15 protein-coding genes are annotated in these 14,861 nt (G+C 65.3%); 9 read left to right on the plus strand and 6 right to left on the minus strand.

The window, feature by feature from the left end:
- Positions 1 to 34 precede the first annotated feature (34 nt).
- Complete coding sequence (locus HBE63_RS06000) at positions 35 to 817, minus strand: SDR family oxidoreductase (RefSeq protein ID WP_166903935.1); 783 nt, start codon at positions 815 to 817, stop codon at positions 35 to 37.
- A 148-nt stretch (positions 818 to 965) separates the two neighbouring features.
- On the opposite strand from HBE63_RS06000, the gene HBE63_RS06005 reads away from it, so the two are divergent.
- Positions 966 to 2,453, plus strand: a complete 1,488-nt coding sequence (locus HBE63_RS06005) for an aldehyde dehydrogenase family protein (protein ID WP_166903936.1) — start codon at positions 966 to 968, stop codon at positions 2,451 to 2,453.
- Here the strand turns inward: HBE63_RS06005 and HBE63_RS06010 are convergent.
- Genes HBE63_RS06010 through HBE63_RS06020 form a run of 3 tightly spaced genes read right to left on the minus strand, consistent with a single transcriptional unit; the run spans position 2,437 to position 5,728 of the window.
- Positions 2,437 to 4,080 (minus strand): acyl-CoA synthetase, encoded by a 1,644-nt coding sequence (locus HBE63_RS06010; protein WP_166903937.1) that lies wholly within the window; start codon positions 4,078 to 4,080, stop codon positions 2,437 to 2,439. The genes HBE63_RS06005 and HBE63_RS06010 overlap by 17 nt on opposite strands.
- 20 nt (positions 4,081 to 4,100) lie before the next feature.
- Positions 4,101 to 4,718: a cysteine hydrolase gene (locus HBE63_RS06015; protein ID WP_166903938.1), complete on the minus strand. Its 618-nt coding sequence runs from the start codon at positions 4,716 to 4,718 to the stop codon at positions 4,101 to 4,103.
- Complete coding sequence (locus tag HBE63_RS06020) at positions 4,715 to 5,728, minus strand: Rieske 2Fe-2S domain-containing protein (protein WP_166903939.1); 1,014 nt, start codon at positions 5,726 to 5,728, stop codon at positions 4,715 to 4,717. The genes HBE63_RS06015 and HBE63_RS06020 overlap by 4 nt, the downstream gene beginning before the upstream one ends.
- A 211-nt stretch (positions 5,729 to 5,939) precedes the next feature.
- On the opposite strand from HBE63_RS06020, the gene HBE63_RS06025 reads away from it, so the two are divergent.
- Together HBE63_RS06025 and HBE63_RS06030 are read left to right on the plus strand one after the other, a co-directional pair.
- Positions 5,940 to 6,374 carry a nuclear transport factor 2 family protein gene (locus HBE63_RS06025; RefSeq protein ID WP_166903940.1) on the plus strand — a complete coding sequence of 145 codons (435 nt, stop codon included), beginning with the start codon at positions 5,940 to 5,942 and terminating at the stop codon, positions 6,372 to 6,374.
- Positions 6,375 to 6,524: 150 nt separating this feature from the next.
- Positions 6,525 to 6,986, plus strand: a complete 462-nt coding sequence (locus HBE63_RS06030; RefSeq protein ID WP_243858534.1) for an SDR family NAD(P)-dependent oxidoreductase — start codon at positions 6,525 to 6,527, stop codon at positions 6,984 to 6,986.
- Positions 6,987 to 6,990: 4 nt separating this feature from the next.
- On the opposite strand, the gene HBE63_RS06035 is transcribed toward HBE63_RS06030, so the two are convergent.
- Entirely contained in the window at positions 6,991 to 7,899 is a 909-nt protein-coding gene (locus tag HBE63_RS06035) for an LLM class F420-dependent oxidoreductase (RefSeq protein ID WP_166903941.1), read from the minus strand.
- A gap of 76 nt (positions 7,900 to 7,975) precedes the next feature.
- On the opposite strand from HBE63_RS06035, the gene HBE63_RS06040 reads away from it, so the two are divergent.
- The 3 genes from HBE63_RS06040 to HBE63_RS06050 are packed head-to-tail and all read left to right on the plus strand — an operon-like array spanning position 7,976 to position 11,686.
- A complete protein-coding gene (locus tag HBE63_RS06040; protein ID WP_166909439.1) occupies positions 7,976 to 8,995 on the plus strand; it encodes an NAD-dependent epimerase/dehydratase family protein in 1,020 nt (339 codons plus the stop codon).
- Positions 8,992 to 10,608, plus strand: coding sequence for an NAD(P)/FAD-dependent oxidoreductase (locus tag HBE63_RS06045; RefSeq protein WP_166903942.1), 1,617 nt, complete (start codon positions 8,992 to 8,994; stop codon positions 10,606 to 10,608). Before HBE63_RS06040 ends, HBE63_RS06045 begins: the two co-directional genes overlap by 4 nt.
- Positions 10,601 to 11,686 (plus strand): alpha/beta fold hydrolase, encoded by a 1,086-nt coding sequence (locus HBE63_RS06050; RefSeq protein WP_243858536.1) that lies wholly within the window; start codon positions 10,601 to 10,603, stop codon positions 11,684 to 11,686. The genes HBE63_RS06045 and HBE63_RS06050 overlap by 8 nt, the downstream gene beginning before the upstream one ends.
- Here the strand turns inward: HBE63_RS06050 and HBE63_RS06055 are convergent.
- On the minus strand, positions 11,669 to 12,277 hold the full coding sequence (locus HBE63_RS06055) for a TetR/AcrR family transcriptional regulator (protein WP_166903943.1): 609 nt from the start codon (positions 12,275 to 12,277) through the stop codon (positions 11,669 to 11,671). The two genes, HBE63_RS06050 and HBE63_RS06055, sit on opposite strands and share 18 nt — an antisense overlap.
- Before the next feature lie 69 nt (positions 12,278 to 12,346).
- Between HBE63_RS06055 and HBE63_RS06060 the strand changes: the two genes are divergently transcribed.
- Genes HBE63_RS06060 through HBE63_RS06070 form a run of 3 tightly spaced genes read left to right on the plus strand, consistent with a single transcriptional unit; the run spans position 12,347 to position 14,825 of the window.
- Positions 12,347 to 13,408 (plus strand): phosphotransferase, encoded by a 1,062-nt coding sequence (locus tag HBE63_RS06060; RefSeq protein ID WP_166903944.1) that lies wholly within the window; start codon positions 12,347 to 12,349, stop codon positions 13,406 to 13,408.
- Positions 13,405 to 13,782 carry a nuclear transport factor 2 family protein gene (locus HBE63_RS06065; protein WP_166903945.1) on the plus strand — a complete coding sequence of 126 codons (378 nt, stop codon included), beginning with the start codon at positions 13,405 to 13,407 and terminating at the stop codon, positions 13,780 to 13,782. The genes HBE63_RS06060 and HBE63_RS06065 overlap by 4 nt, the downstream gene beginning before the upstream one ends.
- Entirely contained in the window at positions 13,779 to 14,825 is a 1,047-nt protein-coding gene (locus HBE63_RS06070) for a TIGR03857 family LLM class F420-dependent oxidoreductase (RefSeq protein ID WP_166903946.1), read from the plus strand. The genes HBE63_RS06065 and HBE63_RS06070 overlap by 4 nt, the downstream gene beginning before the upstream one ends.
- The last annotated feature ends 36 nt before the right edge of the window (positions 14,826 to 14,861 follow it).

Raw genomic sequence — 14,861 nt, forward strand, 5'->3', positions numbered from 1 at the left:
ATTACAGTATCGGAATCTGCGCGGGGCTGAACGGTCAGAGTGGGATCGGTGCCCCATTGCTCATCGACGCGATGAAACCGGCGTCGACCTGGATATCCTGACCGTTGATCCAACGCGCCTCGGGGGAGGCCAGGAAGGCGATCAGCGGAACCACGTCGTCGACGGTGGCGTGCCGGCCGACTGTGGCACGGACCAGATCCAGCACGTCTTTGCCCATGGTTTGTTCGAAATCGGTCAGGATCGGCGTCTCGACCGGCCCTGGGCTGACGGTGTTGACCCGGACCCCGTACTTGGCCCACGCCGGGCCCGCCACCCGCTTGGCGAACAGGATCGCGGCCTGCTTGGAGGTGGTGTAGACGGGGAAATCCGGATCCTGTCCGGTCTGCCACTGCGCCACCGCATCCCCATCGGTCAGCTGGAGAAGCCCATCGAGGATGTCGATGCGTTGCTGCCAGCCCAGGGCCGCGGTCGACGCCACCGTGACGATCGAGCCGCCGTGCCGCAGGAGTGGCAGCATGCCCTCGGTCATCAGGCGCATGCCGAGGTAGTTGACCTTGAGGACGTCGGCCGCGGGTGCGGTGCCCGGAACCCCGGCGACGTGGGCGAGCATGTCCCAGCCATCACCGATCTCGCTCAAGAATCGGGCGATGTCGGTGGCGTCCCGGAGGTCGCAGGTCGCGTGCTCCGAGGCCGGGGTGTCATTGGTGCGCACGTCGACTGCGAGTACATGGTCGCCCTGCTCGAAGAAGTGCGTCGCGGTGGCCGCTCCGATCCCGGACCCGGCTCCGACGACGATGATTCTGCGTGCTTGCGACATGAGCCGACCCCTCACTGAATGAACGACAGTAAGGATGACTGTAAACAATTCGGGCGGGCTGGACAATCGTCGTCGGCCTGGCCGGACAGTGCTACCGTTAGCCCTCCGGGAGGGGCTTCCGGAACGTATCGCCAAGGAGACGGATTCGATGAGTGCGATCGAGGAGCGTGCGGCGGTGCAGCCGCAGCGCGGCGGCTTGGATGAGCTGCTGGCTGCTCAGCGCCGGTCTTTCATCGCCGATGGTCCGCCCGATGTCGCGTTGCGCCGCAACCGTATTGACCGGCTGCTCGCGATGATCCTCGACAACTCAGAGGATTTCGTCGCCGCTACCGCGGCCGACTATGGATCACGTTCCCGGTCGGCGGCGTTCTTCGCCGAGATACTCGGCATGCTTTCGGTCATCGAGCACACCAGAGCGCATGTGCCGCAATGGATGCGTGCGACGAAGTTGATGCGGGCCGCCCGATTCGCGGGCCTGCGCGCCGAAGTACTGCCGAGTCCGCTCGGCGTGATCGGCGTGATCGGTCCGTGGAACTTCCCCATCCAACTGACGGTGCTGCCCGCGGCAGCGGCATTCGCAGCAGGCAACCGGGTGATGATCAAGATGTCGGAGGTCACCCCGCGCACCGCCGAGCTGATGGCGGCGACGGCACCGAAGTACTTCGATCCGGCCGAGCTGCAGGTCGTGACCGGTGGGCCGGATGTCGCCGCCGAGTTCGCCGGCCTACCGTTCGACCACCTGTTCTTCACCGGCTCACCCTCGATCGGGGAGTTGGTGGCGCGGGCCGCCTCGCACAACCTGGTTCCGGTGACGTTGGAGCTGGGCGGTAAAAACCCCGTGGTGGTGGCGCCCGGCGCCGACATCGAACGGGCCGCGAACCGAATCGCCCAGGCGCGCATGGTCAATGGCGGTCAGGTGTGTGTATGCCCGGACTATGTCTTCGTTCCCGAGGCTGGGGTCGACCGGTTCGTCGCAGGGGCGCGCAAGACCTTGACCAATCTGTTTCCCACCATCGTGGGCAATTCCGATTACTGCTCCTCGGTGAACCAGGCCAATTTCGACCGCGTCGTCGGCCTGATCGCCGACGCGCGTGCGCACGGCGCCCGGATCGATTCCCTCGTACCGGCGGGGGAGGTGCTGCCAGATCCGGTGTCCCGCAAGATCGCTCCCACCATCGTGCGGGACGTCGATGACCGGATGCGGATCGCGAGCGAAGAGGTGTTCGGGCCGGTGCTGGTGGTTCGCGGCTACTCCAGCCTCACCGAGGCGGTCGACCACATCAACGCCAACCCGTCACCGTTGGTGGCGTACTGGTTCGGCCCTGACGACGCCGACTTCAGGCATTTCGTCGGCCACACCCGCAGCGGTGGAGTGGCCCGCAATGATTTTGCCGCGCACATGATTCCGTCCAGTGCCCCGTTCGGCGGCGTCGGCCGCAGCGGGACCGGCGCCTACCACGGCAAGGCCGGCTTCGATGCGTTCAGCCACTACCGCACCGTGGTCGGCAGCGACCTGCCGTTCAGTGTCACGGGTCAGGCGGCCAGGCCGTTCAGCGCGTCCATGCGGGTCAGCGCGGACCTCAGTCTGCGTCGAGCCCGTAGCCGAACCGCCTCGAGGCTCAAGAAGTTTCGCTGACCGCCTGCTCGCGGGCCCACCGGTAGTCGGCCTTACCGGCCGGGCTGCGCTCGATGATCGGGCGGAAGACCACGGCCTTGGGCAGCTTATAGCGGGCGATCGAGGATTCCGCGTGCCGGATGAGGTCATCGGCGTCTGTAGAGGCATCCTCTTTCAACGCAACGACAGCCACCACCTCCTGTCCCCAGCGTTCACTGGGGCGGCCGGTGACGACGACGTCCTGCACTGCCGGGTGCGAGGCGATTGCGGATTCGACCTCCTCGGCGAAGATCTTCTCGCCGCCGGAGTTGATGGTGACCGAATCGCGGCCGAGCAGTTCGATCGCCCCGCTGTCCAGGTGGCGGGCCCGGTCGCCCGGTGTCGCGTAGCGCACGCCGTCGATCACCGGGAAGGTGGCCGCGGTCTTGGCGGCGTCTCCCTTGTACCCCAGGGGCACGAACCCGCGCTGCGCCAGCCAGCCCAGCCCATCGTGACCGGCGGGCAGGACGGCGGTGAATTCCTCTGTCACCACACAGGTATCGGGTCCGGCGTTGAAGGTGCCGGTCGACACCGCGCCAGGCGCCGACATGTGGCTCATCTGGGCGCCGGTCTCCGACGAACCCACGCCGTCGATGACGATGAGGTTGGCTTTCGAGTCGATGAGTTGCTGTTTGACGTAAGGGGTCAACTGCGCGCCGCCGTTGGCCACGACCGACAGAGACGACACGTCTGCGGTGCCCCCCTTGATGGCATCCAGGAGCGGGCGCGCCATGGCGTCACCCACCACCGTCGCCACCAGCACCTGCTCGCGTTCGATGGTGCGCACCACGTCGTCGGCGTCGAATCGGTCGACCACGCTGGGGAACACCACCGTCTGTCCCGTGGTCACGGCCGTCATCGCACCCCATTGCGCCGCACCGTGAATCAGCGGCGGCAGGATGAGCAACTTGGTGCCCGGATTCTCGACCGCACGCCCGACGATCTCCTCGACGGACTGCGCTTTCTCACCGGTCACCATGTTGCGTCCGCCGAACGCGGTCATGAAAATGTCGTGCTGGCGCCACAGCACGCCCTTGGGCATACCGGTGGTACCGCCGGTATACAGCACGTAGAGGTCGTCGGGGCTGGGTTGCACGGGAGGTAGCGAAAGTGTCGGGGAGCCGACGATCGACTCGTAATCCACTGCGCCGTCGAGCAGTTCATTGCCGGAATCGTCGGCGATCTGGATCAGTACCCGCAGTGCCGGCAGATCGGGGAGGATCTCGGCCACCCGCGGTGCGAACGCTGCGTGGTACACGATCGCTGAGGCACCGGAATCGGCGAGCAGGTACTGCAATTCGTTCTTGACGTAGCGGTAGTTGACGTTGAACGGGGCGACCCGGGCCCGGAAGGAACCGAGCAGGGATTCGACGAATTCGGGACCGTTGTAGGCGTAGATGCCCAGCAGATCCTGGCCGACCTCGTGGCCGGCCAGTTCACTGCGTTCGGTCTGTGCACCCAGTCCGCGCGAATGCAGATACGCAGCCAGCCGATTCGAGCGGTCCACGATCTGGCGGTAGGTATAGCGCCGGTCGCCCTGGACGATCAGCGGGCGGTCTCCGAGGGCGGCGGCGACGGCTTCGGCGACGGCCGGAACGGTGAACTGCACGGGTTTCTCCTCTTGGGCGGTCAGCGCTGCCAGGCGTGCAGCAGGTCTTCGGTGGTGGTGACGGTGGCCAGCAGAGACAACGTATTGTCGATGACCGCGTCGGCATAGGCCGTCGGAATTCCGGCCACCGCGTCGCGGGGCAGCACCACGCGGTAGCCGGCGTTGACCGCGTCCATCACCAGATTGATGATCGCGATGTTCACCGAGACGCCCACGGCCACGATGGTGCGCACTCCGAGGTTCCGCAGGACCGCATCCAGGTCCGTGCCGCCCATCGGGCCCAGGCCGTGCCAGCGGGACAGAACGAGATCGTCAGGCTCCGGGCCGAATTCGGGAAGCAGCGTGGCACCCGGGCTGCCGGGCAGGATGCCGACGTCATTGCGGCCGATGGCGAAGATCTTGGCGTTGTGGTTGGAGCCCAGCCCGTCCGGGCGTCGCTGCACCAGACAGTGCACCACCCGGGCCGAGGCGGCCCGGGCCGCCGGCAGCAGTTTGGCGATGTTGGGCAGCGCCTGCCGCCGGGCCTCGTCGGCCAGTGCGGCCAGCCCGGCGTCGGGACCGACTACCGCCCCTTGGCATTCCTGGGTGACGATCGCGGTGTGCTCGGGTGCGACCAGTTCGGTCAGGTTGACCTTCATGCGTGGGCGACTGTGTCGACGGGAGGGACCTCGTAGAACTGAGTAGCCCACTTTCGCATGGCCATATACGGTTTGGCGTCGATCTTGGCCAGCGGGGGATGCTCGACGTACTTCTGGTAGCGCCAGATGTCGCAGTCCTCCCATACGGTTTTGAGGAACTGCTTCTCGACCTTGGCACGCACCTGCTCGGGCGGGATGTCGGAGGTCTCACCGGGCACTTTGGGCCACCAGATCGAGTAGAACATGTCTGACACCTCGTCATCGACCGGGGTGCAGGCGAAGATCAACCGGTGGTTGGACGAACCCTCGAAGGCGCTCATGGCGAACCCGAGCCCGGAGAAGTGGCTGTGAATCCGCAGTGCCATCTCGTCCGGATCGTCACTGCGTGCGTCGGGCCAGCCCGTCAGAAACCGCCATTCCTCGTCGACGTGTTCCCAGTGCAGGCACACCGGCGTCACGGTCGCGCCGTGGACATAGCGGAAATGTGAACTGTCGGGACCATTTTCGGCCACGATCTGCGGGTGGACCGGGATCGCGTCGGCCCGGCTGGAGAACTCCGGGTAGGGCCGGTAGTACGCATCGGGGTCGGTTTCGAACTGCGGGAACTTGTGGAAGATGTCGGGCAGCTCCCACTGCGGTTCCAGGCCGGCGGGCTGGTACCACATGAAGATGCAACCGTACTGCTCCCTGACCGGGTACGACCGCAGGCGCAGTCCGCGGTTGGGCTTGTCGGGCTGATAGGGGATGTAGGTGTTGTTGCCCTCGGGTCCCCACCGCCAACCGTGGAACGGGCACTCGACGCAGTCACCGACGACCTTGCCGCCGTGACCGATGTGCGCGCCCAAGTGCTTGCAGTGGGCTTCCAGGACGTGCAGCTCGCCTGACTCGTCGCGGTAGGCGGCGAGATCCTCGCCGAAGTACTTCAGCGCCTTCACATCGCCGACCTCGTACTCGGCTGACCAGCCGATCATGAACCAGCCGGTGACCTTCCAGGTGAACGGCACTTTCATGCTCGCTGCCCTCCTGTTTCACTGCTCTCGCCATAGGTACGGAAGACATTACAGTAGCGGTTTCTGCATAGAAAGCGCGCAAGGTGGGCTCGCCCGTCGAAACGGCATTCCAGCAGGTCTTCTCTCGCACTTCTTCTGCTGGAATACCGTTTCGGCGGTCGACTGAAATGCCTACCGTATAGTCCACCGCAGTCGACCAGGAGGTGACCCGTTGTCCGACGACATCGAGGCGATCAAGCAGCTCAAGGCCCGCTACTGCCGGTTCCTGGACACCAAGGACATCGACGCGTGGCGGGCGTTGTTCGTCGACGACGTCGTGGTGAAACTGGACATGGCCGTCTCGACCGGTGGTGCCGATCCGCAGACCGCGCCGCCGCTGAACGGCTTCGACGAGTTCTTTCCGGTGGTCTGGGGCGGGGTGCAGAATGCGGCGACGGTGCATCATTGCCACACCCCCGAGATCATGCTGACGTCCGACACCACCGCGACGGGCATCTGGGCCATGGAGGACATGCTGTTCTTTGAAGGTGGCAACGAGTTGCATGGGGCCGGCCACTATCACGAGACTTACGAAAAGCGTGACGGCACATGGCAGATCACCAGCCTGCACCTGACCCGGACCCTGTTGAAGTTCAAGACCGCCTAGCCCGGTGAGCGGCCGCGTCGCCGGTAAACGCCAGCTCACCGGCCTTGTACCATCGACAAATGGCCAAGCCGCTCATCCCCGTCGAGGTAATCCTCGAGCGGCGTCACCCAGGCCGTTCTGCCGCTGATCCGCAATGCCCGCGGACGCCTTGTGTTCATCTCCTCGACCAGTGGGCGAGTGGCCACCCCGTCACTGGGCGCGTACGGGGCTTCCAAATTCGCGTTGGAGGCCATTGCTGATTCACTGCGAAATGAACTGCGCCCCTGGGGTATAAGGGTCAGCCTGATCGAGCCTGGGCAGATCGACACCGATATGAGCAAGGGCTCGCACGAACAGCATGAAGAGAACATCGCCAAGATGAGTGCCGAGCATCAGAAGTTGTATGCCAAGCACTCCGAGGGTATGCACAAGGCAATTGACCTGATGGACGGCGTGATCTCCTCTCCGGAGGAGATCACGGTGGCTATTGAACGCGCGTTGACCGACAGGCGCCCCCGCGCGAGGTATCTCGTCGGCAAGGGATCGCGAGCCCACGCCTACACCCGGATCCTGCCGTCGCCAATCGCCGACGCGATTTTCTCAAAAGCCACCGGCATTCCGAAACGGGTGTAGCGCGCTATCCGGTCATCTCCGCCCCGAACGCCTTGATGTAGTCGAGCGCGGACTGCGGGCTGCTGCCGTCCACATGCACGACGGCCCAGGTGGCGCCGTGGCCGGCCAGTTCGGCAAGAACCTCGCGCGCGCGGCGCAGCGAGGTTTCGTCCTCCAGATCGGTGTACGGGCACACCACCTGTATGTCGATGGACAGCGGGTCACGGCCGGCGTCGGCGAGGCGCTCACGTAGTTGCTGCACGGTGGCACCGAACTGCTCGGTGTTCTCGATGGTCGCGGTACGCATCGCCGACGCCATGCCCGGGGCGGCGATGATCGGCATCCACCCGTTGCCGTGTTCGACGACCCGGCGGATGGCGGCCTTGCCGTTCCCGCCGATCCAGATCGGTGGATGGGGTCGCTGAACTGGGGGTTGCAGAAACACGGTCCCCACTGCGGCGAAATCGGTACCGGTAATTGGTGTTTCGGGGTCGGTCCAGATTGCGAGTAGTGATGTCAGCGCCTCGTCGAGCAGCTCGGCGCGACGCTCGATGTCCACGCCCACCGCCGAGAACTCCGATCGCAGGTAGCCGGCGCCGACCCCGGCGATCAACCGACCGCCGGATATCAGGTCCAGACTTCCGAGTGCCTTCGCTGACAGGTACGGGTTGCGGAAGGGCAGCACGTACAGATTGGTCATCAACCGGATGTGCGTGGTAGCTGCCGCCATGAAACTCAGCGCGGCGATCGGGTCCAGCGTGTTATGACCGCCGTTGTTGCGCCACTTCACCGACGGGGCCGGATGCTCGCTCAGAGCTACCGCCGAGAAACCCGCCGCTTCGGCCTGCGTGGCGACCGCACGGATGACCTCGGGTTGCAGGAAATCGTCAGGTGCGGTGGGTAGTTCGCTGGGATACTCCAGGGTGTACTTCACCGATCTCCCCGTTCTGGCGCGATACTGAAACCATTACCGTAACATCCATCGGTAATCATCAGATGGGATGGTAGTGATGGCCGGCCGGCGAAAAGTACTCGTGATGGGCGCAAGCGGAAATGTGGGCGCGTGCGTCACCCGCCAACTTGTCGAGCGGGGCGACGATGTGCGGGTACTGCTGCGTAAGAGCAGTTCGACCAAGGGCATCGATGATGTCGAGGTCGAACGCAGCTACGGCGACATCTTCGACACCGAGGCGGTCGCGGCCGCGATGGCCGACCGGGACGTGGTCTTCTACTGCGTCGTCGACACGCGTGCCCATCTCGCCGACCCGGCGCCACTGTTCTCCACCAATGTCGAGGGTCTGCGCAACGTCCTCGACGTCGCGGTCGACGTCGACCTGCAGCGCTTCGTGTTCCTTTCCACCATCGGAACCATCGCTATCGGTGACGACGGCGCAACCGTCGACGAGGACACCCCGTTCAACTGGGCCGGCAAGGGTGGGCCCTACATCGAATCGCGGCGCCAGGCCGAAGATCTGGTGCTGTCCTATGCGCGCGAACGTGGCTTGCCTGCCGTGGCGATGTGTGTGTCGAACCCGTACGGTCCGCCGGATTGGCAGCCGAGACAGGGCGCGCTCATCGCCATGGCGGCGTTCGGCACGATGCCGGTGTACATCCGTGGTGTCGGTGCCGAGGTAGTCGGAATCGATGATGCGGCAGAGGCACTCGTTCTGGCCGCTGAGCACGGGCGGATCGGCGAACGCTATATCGTGTCCGAGAGCTATATGAGCCAGCGGGAGATGTTCACGGCGGCTGCGCACGCGGTGGGCGCGCGGCCGCCCAGATTCGGCATCCCGATGGCCCCGCTGTATGTCTTCGGGTGGCTGGCCGGCATGTCGAATCGATTGTTCGGCACTGACTTTCCGACGAACCTCACCGCCACCCGGCTGCTGTGGCTGACGTCGCCGGCCGACCACAGCAAGGCGACACGCGACCTGGGGTGGAAGCCCGCGCCGACCGTGGAATCGATCGGCCGGGCCGCCCAGTTCTACGTCGACCGCAAGAACCGCAACGAGAAGGTCATCGACTTGTGAGCAACGCCAATTTCGATGCGATCGTCGTCGGCGCCGGATTCTCCGGCCTGTACGCACTGCACCGGCTACGGGAACAGGGCCTGCGGGTGCAGGTCCTGGAAAAGGCCGACGCCGTCGGCGGTACCTGGTTGGTCAACCGGTATCCGGGTGCGCGCTGTGACATCGAGAGCATCGAATATTCCTACAGCTTCAGCGATGCGATCCAGCAGGAGTGGGTCTGGACCGAGACGATGCCGGCCCAACCGGAGATCGAGGCGTACCTGAACTTCGTCGCCGACCGGCTCGACCTGCGTCGCGACATCTCGTTCGGTACTGACGTCGTCTCGATGACCTTCGACGAGGGCGCTGCACAGTGGGCGGTGGAAACCGCTGTGGGGCAGACGCTGACCGCGCCATTCGTGGTGGCGGCCACCGGAATCCTGTCTGTGCCACTCGAGCCCGACATTCCCGGGATGGACCAGTTCACCGGCACCTCGCTGTTCACCAGCCGTTGGCCGCGTCAGGGTGTCGACCTCACCGGTAAGCGGGTCGGGGTGATCGGTACCGGTTCCACCGGTGTCCAACTGATCCCGGTGGTGGCCGCGCAGGCCGAGCAGCTCACGGTGTTCCAGCGTTCACCGGCCTTCACCCTGCCCTGGCAGGTGCGCCCGTTCGAGCCCGGCGAGCTCGACGCGCTCAAGGCCGACTACCAGCAGATCCGTGCCGCGCAACGGGAACATCCGGTCGGTGCGGCACGCCTCAGCGCGTTCTCGGTGCTGCTCGAGATGCTCGCCCGGCCGCCGGTGAAATCGGCTTCGCCCGAGGAGAAGCGACAGGCTGTCGAAGAACACGGTGTGATGGGTGCGCTGAATTGGGGCGACGTCTTCTTCGATATCGAAGCCAACCGGATGGCCACCGAGCTCTACGGCCAAGCCGTGGCCCGCGTCGTCACCGACCCGCAGACGGCGGCATCGTTGACGCCCAGTCACCCCTTCGCGTGCAAACGGCCGATCATCGACCAGGGTTACTACGAGGCGTACAACCGAGACAATGTCACCCTGGTCGATCTGCGCAAGGGGGCCATCCGTGAGGTCACTGCCACCGGGATTTCCACCGAGCAAGGCGATTTCGATCTCGACGTGATCGTGTACGCCACCGGTTTCGATGCCATGACCGGTGCGTTGAGCCGGATCGATGTGCGGGGCCGCGACGGGCTGGTGCTGGGGGAGTACTGGGCCAAGGAGGGGGCATTGTCCTACCTGGGGTTGGCCGTGGCCGGCTTCCCCAATCTGTTCACCATCCAGGGTCCGGGAAGTCCCTCGGCGGCAACGAACTTCGTGGCTGCCCTGGAGCAGCACGTGGAGTGGATCGCGGACTGCATCGCCGACCTGAGGGCCCGTGGGCACCGCAGTATCGAGGCGACGCCACTGGCGCAGGCCGAATGGGTCGAGCACACCACGGCACTGGTGGCACCCACCGTGCTGGTGCACCCCACCTGCAACTCTTGGTACAACGGCGGAAATGTGCCCGGCAAGAAGCGGATGTATCTGGGATACACCGCGGGCATCCCCGAGTACCGTCGCCGCTGTGACGAGATCGCCGCTGACGGCTATACGGGATTCATCCTTGAATAGGGCGGCCCGGATCGCCTGGGAACTCGGCGGCGTGGTGCCGCGCTCGGTGAGTGCACTCGCAGGCGCTGGGGATTGGCGGGCGCTGTCAGTGACTGGTCTGCGCCAGCTCGGTGAAGTCACTCTTGACGAACTGGTGGTCACCGGCATGACCCTGACCGGTCCACCACCGCAGCTGCCGCGGCCGCTCAGTGACTACGAGTCGGCCGCCTGCGAACTTGAAGCGCTCGGGATCGACGGGGCGCATCCATGCCCAGATGCCTTGACGATCAAGCATATCCGGCCGCGCAGGTTCGGTGCGCTGACCTTCGACGAGCTGATCTTTGACCACGAGCCCGCGCTCCCGGACGCGGTCCTGGCCGATGGGCACGGTGGTGCCGCCACGGCCAGGGTGCGGCTGTACCGCTGCGGCGACGAGGCGCGGCCCTGGCTGATCTGGGTGCACGGGGCCGGGCAGGGTGATCCGATGGATCTGCTGGTGGCCCGGGTACGGCAGTTGCGCGAACTCGGATTCAATGTCGCGCTGCCAGTGCAGCCCGGACACGGGCCGCGGCGCGGGTCCTGGCCGGAGTATCCCGCCCGCGATCCGCTGGCCAATGTCGCCGGCATGATGCGTGCGGTGTCGGAAGTGCGGGCGCTGATCGGCTGGCTCGAGCCGCAGGCATCATCGATCGCGGTGGCCGGACTTTCGCTGGGTAGTGCTGTGGCTGCGCTGGTTTCGCATCTTGACCAGCGGGTCGGCGCGGTCGGAGTCTACACACCCATCCTCGGTCTCAACACGATGATCGGTCTGCATCTGGGTCGCTGGGGAACGGCCGGACTGGAAGCGGGCGATCTGCTGCAATCCGACATCGTGACGGCGTTGTCCTCGGTGATCAATCCGCTGGGCACCGTGCCCCGCACCGATCATCGCCTGATCGTCGGGGCGTGGCATGATCGGATGGCGATGCGGGAATCGGCCGTTGCCCTGCACGAGCGGTGGGGCGGTGAATTGCACTGGCACGACGGCAGTCACGTCGGGCACCTGTTCTCCGGTGCGGTACAGGATGTGACCGAGCAGTTCCTAACGACTGTAGCTTGACGTGATCCGTGCTCGGACGCAGTCGATCTCGTGGTCCAGATCGTGTTCCTCGGGCAGTACCACCCACTGGAATGCCAACCCGAAGATCGCCCCGGTGATGTCACGCAGGGCCATATCGACGTCGATATCGGGCCGCAGCGATCCGTCGGTGATGCCGGCGCGCAGGCCGGTATCGATCTTGACCGCAGCGGCGCTCAGCTGCGTGCGCACCCCGTCGCGCAGCGGCGACGTCGTCTTGACCGCCTCGAAAGCTGATACGAACATGGCTCGGGTCACCGCCGGGTCCTCGGCGTGGATTTCTTGAACACGGTCGAAATGTGCCAGCACCTGCTGCAGTCCGGTGGCGCCCGGTTCGGCGTCCGGGTTCAGGCGTGCCACATACACATCCTGGAAGGCTTCCAGGATCGCGTCTTTGCTGCCGTAGCGGGCGTGCACCATGGCCCGGCTGTAGCCGGCGCGCCGGCCAATCTCGGCGGCCGTTGTTGCTTCCCAGCCCTTTTCGACGATCAGCTCGGCGGCGGCCTGCAACAGTCTGCGCGACGACAGCTCGACGCGCTCGGGTTGGGTCAGGCCTAGGGACGGTGACGGCACCCTTGCATATTAGACGGTCGACAACTAACTTAGTTGTTCGGCGTCAAATTTCCCTATCGGAGGTCAAGGATGACTTCAGCCGCTGTGCCCGCCGCCAAGGCGGTGCCGTCGACGATCGACGAAGTGAGCGCGCAGTGGCTGACCGAGGCGCTCTCGGCGACGGTGACCGCGGTGCATGCCGAGCGGATCGCCGAGGACACCGGTTTCTCCGCGGCGTTGTACCGGCTGCATCTGACCGGAGAAGATGGTGTTCCGCCAACGTTGATCGTCAAGTTGCCTGCTGACTCGTTGGCCCGGGGCGGCATGGAATTGCTCGGCGGATATCAGCGCGAACTCCATTACTACCGCCACGTCGCGGCGGCCGCTCCGCTGTCGGCTCCGCATTGCCATGTCGCACGGATGTCCGGTTCCGACTTCGTGCTGGTGCTCGAAGACCTGCGGGACTGGGAGAACGCCGACCACCTCGCCGGATTGTCGCTACCTCGGGCGCGGTTGTGCATCGGCCAATTGGCCGGCCTGCACGCCTGGTCGCAGACGATGGATAGTGCTGTCCGGGACAGCTTTCCGGCCATCGACAACCCGCTGACGCGGGATCTTCTCCTGCCCGCGTTTGCGCCGGGCTGGCAGCTGTACCTGGAACATACCGACCAGGAGGTGCCGTCGGCGGTGGCACAGTTCGCCGAGCAGTTCACCGAACTCGCGCCCATCGCGATGGAGGCGCTGTCGCAATGGGAGATGTTGGTGCACGGCGATATCCGGGCCGACAATATGTTCTTCCGCGGCGACGATCTGAAGGTGGTGGACTTTCAGCTGACGGTGCGGGGTGCGGGTGCCGCTGATATCGCCTATCTGGTCAGTCAGGGGCTGCCGACCGAGGTGCGCCGCGGGCACGATGAGCAGCTGGTGGGCGAGTACGTGCGGCGGATGGCCGAGCTCGGCGTCACCGACTATTCGTTCGACGAGGCGTGGCGGCACTACCGGTTCGGCGTCGCGCTGCTGATGTACATGCCGGTGATAGCCCTGCTCACCTGGGACAGCGCCCCCGAGCGATCCCGGCGGCTGTGCCTGACGCTGATCGACCGGGCTGTGGCGACCATCGAAGACATCGATGCTCTGGGGGTATTCGCGTGAACGCCCGCAGTGCCCGCGAAGTCGTCGACCTCTACAACTTGGTGGTGTGGAACAAGCGGGACTTCGTCCTTGCCGAAGAACTGATGGGCGACAGTGTGATTCGTCATGATGTGGGGGAGGCCCAGACGCTCACGCACGAGCAGGCCGTACAACGCATCATCGACCACTGGGCGATGTTCGAGACCGTCCGCTTCGACCTCAATCTCGTGGTCGCCGGCGACGACGGGGAACACGTGGCGATCGTCTACGAATCGCCGATGAGCTTCCCTGATGGCAACGCCATGACGATCAGCAGCATGGAGATCTTCCGGGTCGTCGACGGCCGGATCACCGAAGTGTGGAATTGTGGTTACAAACAAGGAGTTTGGGCATGAGCCAACCTGTACTCGACGAACTTGGCTACTACCTGTTGGCTGGCGCCGGCGGTGAAGGCCCCGCCACGCTGATGGATGAGGCGCGGCGCGGTGAGGAACTCGGCTTCGGCACCGCGTTCATCTCCGAGCGCTGGAACGTCAAGGAAGCGTCGTCGCTCGTCGGAGCCGCCTGCGCGGTGACCGACCGCATGCAGATCGCTACGGCGGCAACCAATCACAACACGCGTCATCCGCTGATCACCGGATCGTGGGCCACCACGATGCACCGGCTGTCGCGGGGCCGGTTCACGCTCGGCATCGGCCGAGGCATCGCAGCCATGTACAACGCGTTTGGGGTGCCCGCGGTGACCACCGCGCAGATGGAGGACTTCGCGCAGGTCATGCGCAAGCTGTGGCACGGCGAGGTGATCTTCAACCACGACGGGCCGTTGGGCAAGTACCAGGTGCTGTTCCTCGATCCCGACTTCGACGAGGACATCCGGATGGCGATCGTGGCCTTCGGCCCGCAGACACTGGCCCTGGGCGGGCGGGAATTCGACGACGTCATCCTGCACACCTACTTCACCCCGGAGACCCTGGCGCGCGCGGTGAAGACGGTCAAGGACGCTGCCGAGCAGGCCGGCCGCGACCCGGCCAGCGTGCGGGTGTGGTCCTGCTTCGCGACCGTGGGCGATCACCTGCCCGAGGAGCTGCGGCTCAAGAAGACCGTGGCCCGGCTGGCCACGTACCTGCAGGGCTACGGCGATCTGCTGGTGAGCACGAACAACTGGGATCCGGCTGTGCTGCAACGATTCCGGGAGGACTCTGTCGTGACGTCAATCCCGGGCGGCATCGACCACAAGGCCAGCGCCGAGCAGATCGAGCACATCGCGACCCTGATCCCCGCCGAATGGCTGGAACCGTCGGCTACCGGATCGGCGAGCCAGTGCGTGGACCGCATCCGCAAGGAGTTCGACTACGGCGCCGATGCGGTCATCATGCACGGGGCCACGCCCGACGAGCTCGAGCCGATCGTCACCGAGTACCGGGCCACGCGGGCCTAGATTTGGCGAGCAGACGCAAAACTGCCCACTTTCGCG

Source organism: Mycobacterium sp. DL440, from assembly GCF_011745145.1.
GTDB lineage: Bacteria > Actinomycetota > Actinomycetes > Mycobacteriales > Mycobacteriaceae > Mycobacterium.

Coding starts and splice junctions, on each gene's coding strand:
- HBE63_RS06000 (WP_166903935.1), bottom strand. CDS start 817: ATGTCGCAAGCACGCAGAATCATCGTCGTCGGAGCCGGGTCCGGGATC.
- HBE63_RS06005 (WP_166903936.1), top strand. CDS start 966: ATGAGTGCGATCGAGGAGCGTGCGGCGGTGCAGCCGCAGCGCGGCGGC.
- HBE63_RS06015 (WP_166903938.1), bottom strand. CDS start 4,718: ATGAAGGTCAACCTGACCGAACTGGTCGCACCCGAGCACACCGCGATC.
- HBE63_RS06020 (WP_166903939.1), bottom strand. CDS start 5,728: ATGAAAGTGCCGTTCACCTGGAAGGTCACCGGCTGGTTCATGATCGGC.
- HBE63_RS06040 (WP_166909439.1), top strand. CDS start 7,976: ATGGCCGGCCGGCGAAAAGTACTCGTGATGGGCGCAAGCGGAAATGTG.
- HBE63_RS06060 (WP_166903944.1), top strand. CDS start 12,347: ATGACTTCAGCCGCTGTGCCCGCCGCCAAGGCGGTGCCGTCGACGATC.
- HBE63_RS06070 (WP_166903946.1), top strand. CDS start 13,779: ATGAGCCAACCTGTACTCGACGAACTTGGCTACTACCTGTTGGCTGGC.